The 4,250-nt window shown below is 70.8% G+C and carries 5 protein-coding genes; 1 reads left to right on the forward strand and 4 read right to left on the reverse strand.

Annotated elements, in window-relative coordinates; all coding sequences use genetic code 11:
* Window positions 1-107 precede the first annotated feature (107 nt).
* The gene (locus tag QZ271_RS14015) at window positions 108-1,358 is read right to left on the reverse strand and encodes a pitrilysin family protein (RefSeq protein ID WP_291432511.1); all 1,251 of its coding nucleotides are present in this window, start codon (window positions 1,356-1,358) and stop codon (window positions 108-110) included.
* Window positions 1,351-2,736 (reverse strand): pitrilysin family protein, encoded by a 1,386-nt coding sequence (locus QZ271_RS14020; RefSeq protein WP_291432512.1) that lies wholly within the window; start codon window positions 2,734-2,736, stop codon window positions 1,351-1,353. Before QZ271_RS14020 ends, QZ271_RS14015 begins: the two co-directional genes overlap by 8 nt.
* Before the next feature lie 161 nt (window positions 2,737-2,897).
* Here QZ271_RS14020 and QZ271_RS14025 point away from each other — a divergent pair, with 161 nt between their 5' ends.
* A complete protein-coding gene (locus QZ271_RS14025; RefSeq protein ID WP_291432514.1) occupies window positions 2,898-3,413 on the forward strand; it encodes a M23 family metallopeptidase in 516 nt (171 codons plus the stop codon).
* Between the two features lie 6 nt (window positions 3,414-3,419).
* Here QZ271_RS14025 and QZ271_RS14030 read toward each other — a convergent pair whose 3' ends face one another.
* A complete protein-coding gene (locus QZ271_RS14030) occupies window positions 3,420-3,974 on the reverse strand; it encodes a GNAT family protein (protein WP_291432516.1) in 555 nt (184 codons plus the stop codon).
* A gap of 89 nt (window positions 3,975-4,063) precedes the next feature.
* On the reverse strand, window positions 4,064-4,250 hold a 187-nt coding region (locus QZ271_RS14035), incomplete at its 5' end, for a hypothetical protein (RefSeq protein WP_291432518.1).

A 4,250-nucleotide genomic window follows, 5' to 3' on the forward strand; every position in this document is an offset into this window, starting at 1 on the left:
GCCGCAATAGTCAAATCTCTTGCCCAGTGCAACGCCGGCTCCCCCTGCCCCCCTGGGGGAGGGGGCTGGGGGGTGGGGAGGCCCGCCGCCAGGCGCCTACCTTCCAGTCAGAGAGCCCTGATCGGCCCGAGAGCCACGACGGTCAGTTCGTTCAGTGGGCACAGGCGCAGAACTTCGCGGACGTCGTCGGCGGTGACCTGTTCGTAGCGGCGGACGTGTTCCTCGGTGCTGAGGGTGTGGCCGGTGGCAAGGTATTCCATGCCGAGGGTGAACAGGCGACCCTGGGGGGTTTCGGCGCGCAGGAGGGTGCTGACGGCGAGTTTGCGGGCGGCGCGGCGCACGGCGGGCGGGGTGATGAGGGTGTCGGCGCCTGCGAGGACGTGGCGGTACGTGGCGAGGGCGGCGGGGGCGCGGTCGGGGTCGCAGGAGAAGCCGCCTTCGAAGGTGCCGGTGTCGTGGTATTCGAGGTGGCCGAGGTCGGCGCTGTCGCAGGTGCCGGTGTCGGTGAGGTGCCAGTAGAGGGCGCCGTTCTCGCCGCCGATGAGGTCGGCGAGGATGTGCGCGGCTTCGCGTAGGGGGTGGGTGGCGCCCAGGCCGGGGGTGGCGGCGGTGACTTGCACGCGGGTGAGGGTGGGGTCGTGGATGGTGCGGGTGGTGCGGGGGTGCTGTGGGTGGGCGGGGGTGTGGGTGTGGGGGGTGGCGGCGGGCCAGTCGCTCAGGTGGGTGGTGGCCCAGTCGAGGGCGTGGGTGGGGTTGAACTGGCCGGTGAGGGTGAGGGTGACGCGCTGCGCGCCGTAGCGTTGCCGGTGGTTGCGGCGCAGCGCGTCGGGGGTGAGGGCGGTGACGGTGTCGGTGGTGCCGAGGATGGGCCAGCCGAGGGGGTGGGCGCCCCAGTAGTCGGCGCGGAGTTCGTCGGTGACGCGGACGGTGGGTTGTTCGGCGTACATGGCGATTTCTTCGAGGATGACGCCGCGTTCGGTGTGGATGTCCGTGTCGCGCAGGGCGGGGCGCATGAGTTCGGTAAGGGTGCTGAGGAGTTCCGGGGTGTGTTCGGGGAGGGTGGCGGCGTGGTAGACGGTGGCTTCTTCGCTGGTGAAGGCGTTGGCGTTGCCGCCGAGGTCGTCGAGGCGTTCGTTGAGTTGGGCGGCGCTGAGGGTGTCGCTGCCTTTGAAGAGGAGGTGTTCGATGAAGTGACTGGCGCCCATTTCGGTGGGGGTTTCGTCGCGGCTGCCAGTGTTGACGAAGTACCCGGCGGCGGTGGTCTGGGCGTGCGGGTCGGGTTCGAGAAGCAGGGTGAGGCCGTTGGAGAGGGTATGCCGCTGGGTGGTGGGCGCCGTGGGGTGGGTGGGGTCAGGCATGGGGTCCTTCGCTGGGGGCGCTGTCCGTGGCGGGTGCCCCGTGTTCGTATGACTGGGGTTCGTGTGACTGGCGTTCATGTGACTGGAACTCTTGAGTTTGGGGTTCGCGCAATTCGGGGCCGTGCCCGTCAGGGCCGATGGTGACGGTGGTGGCGTCGGGCGCGGGGTGGTAGCGGGTCAGGAAGCGGTTCACGTCGTCCAGGGTCAGGGTGCTGAGGGACTCGCGGAGTTCGCTGACGCTGCGGATGCGGCCGAACACGGCGGCGTCGCGGGTCAGTGCGTGGGCGCGGGCGCGCATGCTTTCCGCGCCGAACACGACGCTGACGGCCAGTCCGGCGCGGGCGCGTTCGAATTCGGCGGGCGTCAGGCCCTGCGGGAGCCGGCGCAGTTCCGCCAGGATGACCTGAAGCGTTTCGGGGGCGCGGGCGGGGGTGCTGCCGGCGTAGGCGCTCAGGAAGCCGCTGCCGCCCAGGATGACGGGGTTGGCACTGACGGCGTACGCGAGACCACGTTCCTCCCGCACCGCGTGAAACAGTCGGCTGGCGCTGCCGCCGCTCAGGGCGGTCAGGGCCACCTGCCACGCCATCCAGTCGGGGTGGCCGGGGGGCACGCCGGGCATGGTGAGGCTCAGGTGGGTCTGTTCGGCGTCCGGGTCGGTGGTGTGCGCGCGGGCGCGGGTACGCAACGTGGCAGGGATCGGGTCGTGCGCGCCGGGGCGCAGGCCGCCCAGGGCGCCGGCCGTCAGCTCGCGCGCCTGTTCGGGATCAAGGTCCGCGACGAGACCCAGGACGCTGCCCGCCTGCCCGTACCGTTGCAGGTGCGTGCGGAGCGTACCGGGCGTCAGGGCTTCGAGGCCCTGCGGGGTGCCGCTGGCGGGGTGGCCGTACCCGGCCATGGGCGCGCCGGGCGGGGTAGGGAACGCCGTCTGACGCGCCAGCGTGGCAAGGCGGTCGGCGGGACTGTCCAACAGACCCTCAAGGTCCTGGCGGGCCAGATCAGTCAGGACCGGCAGTTCATCTTCCGGTAGGTGCGGATCGTTCAGGACGCTGGCGGTCAGGGTCAGCGCGGCGCCCAGGTCGGCGCTCAGGCCGCTGACAGAGAAGCGGGTCGCCTCGGGGCCGACGCCGCCGCCCCGCCGCACGCCCAGGTCATCGAAGGCGTCCTGCAGGGCGCGGGCGTCCAGGCCACCCGCGCCCTTGAACAGCCATTCTTCCAGGACGGCGCTGGCGCCCTCGTGCCCGGCGGGGTCGTGGGCGCTGCCGACGGGCACGCGCAGATCGAAGGCAAATCCGGGTCCGGTCCGGCGTTCAAAGGCGACCGTCAGGCCGCCGGGCAGCGTCCAGAGGTACGCTGGAATGGGGTGGGAACGCGCAGGCATCCGGGCAGTCTACCTTGAGGGGCGCGGTGTGCGGGAGCGGCAGGCACGGTTGGTTCAGGCGGCCTTCATGCCCGGCGCACTCTGCAACTTTTGTCCGGTTCCGCCGCGGTCCCCACACGCCATCCTGAGACCATGAGGCTGGGTCGGGACAGAGGGCAAGGGTGAGGCGGGTGCTGGGTTGGCTGGTCACGCTGGCGGTGCTGGGCGGCGCGGCACTCCTGCTGTGGCCGCAACTGGAAGGCGCACGCCGGTACGCGGCCCTGCTCTCGGCCCCGGGGGCGACCGAGGCCTCGCTGCCCAACCCACTGCCGGGCCAGCGCTTCGTGGACACCTGGGGCGGGGCGCGCAGTCAGGGCCGCACGCACGAGGGCGTAGACATCTTCGCGCCGCGCGGCACGCCCATCCACGCCACCACGCGCGGCGTGATCGTGAACGTCGGCCCGAACAACCTGGGCGGCCGCACCGTCATGATCCTCGGGCCGGGCGGTCAGCGGCACTACTACGCGCACCTGGAACGCTACCCGGACCTGAAACGCGGCGACTGGGTCGAGGCGGGCGACGTGGTGGGCTACGTGGGCGACAGCGGAAACGCGAAGGGCACGCCCCCGCACCTGCACTACGGGATCTACGCGGGGGGCGGGGCCATCAACCCGTACCCGCTGCTGATTGGCGAGTAGAGAGAGTCAGTCTGTCTGTCCCAGCAGCCGCGCCCGCACCTGCGGCCACTCGGCGGCGATGATGGAGTACATGACCGTGTCGCGCTGCGTGCCGTCCGGGCGGGCCATGTGCTGACGCAGCACGCCCTCGCGGGTGGCGCCCAGGCGCTCGATGGCCTGCTGGCTGCGGGTGTTCAGAAGGTCCGTCTTGATCTCCACGCGCAGCATGCCCATCTGGCCGAAGGCGTGGTCCAGCAGGAGGCGTTTGAAGGTGCGGTTGGCGGGCGTGCGCATGAACGCCGGGGCCAGCCACGTGCTGCCGATCTCCAGGCGGCGGTGCGCGGGGCGCATCTCCATGAAGCGGGTGGCGCCCGCCAGTTCGCCGCCGACCAGTTTCACGAACGGCATCTGATCCGGGGCGTCCAGCGCGCCGGTGTAGTACCGCTCCTGGGTGGGGAGGGTGCCCATGCGGGCGTACTCGGCGGCGTGCGCCTGCGCCAGGGCTAACAGAGGGGCGGTGTCAGCGGTGGTCAGGGGGCGCAGGGTGTACGGGCCTTGGCTCAGGGTCAGGTCGTGGCGCATGTGGGTACTGTACGGGTCATCCAGACTGAGGTCCGTTCCCCACCCGCCAGCACACCGGATTGCCAACGCCATGCCCGGAACTCGCTCTTTCACTCTGCGGCGCGGCTCTCCGAGTCCGTTCGCATGAAACCAAACCAGGCCGCCGGAGTCCGTATGATACGGATTCCGTCTGTTTCGCCGACAACCCGGAACTTCGCCAGATTGCCGGCTCCACGTCCGGAACCCGTTTTGCTCCCACTCGCTTCGCTCGGATTGAACGGGCTTTGCAGCCCATTC

Source organism: Deinococcus sp., assembly GCF_018260555.1.
GTDB lineage: Bacteria > Deinococcota > Deinococci > Deinococcales > Deinococcaceae > Deinococcus.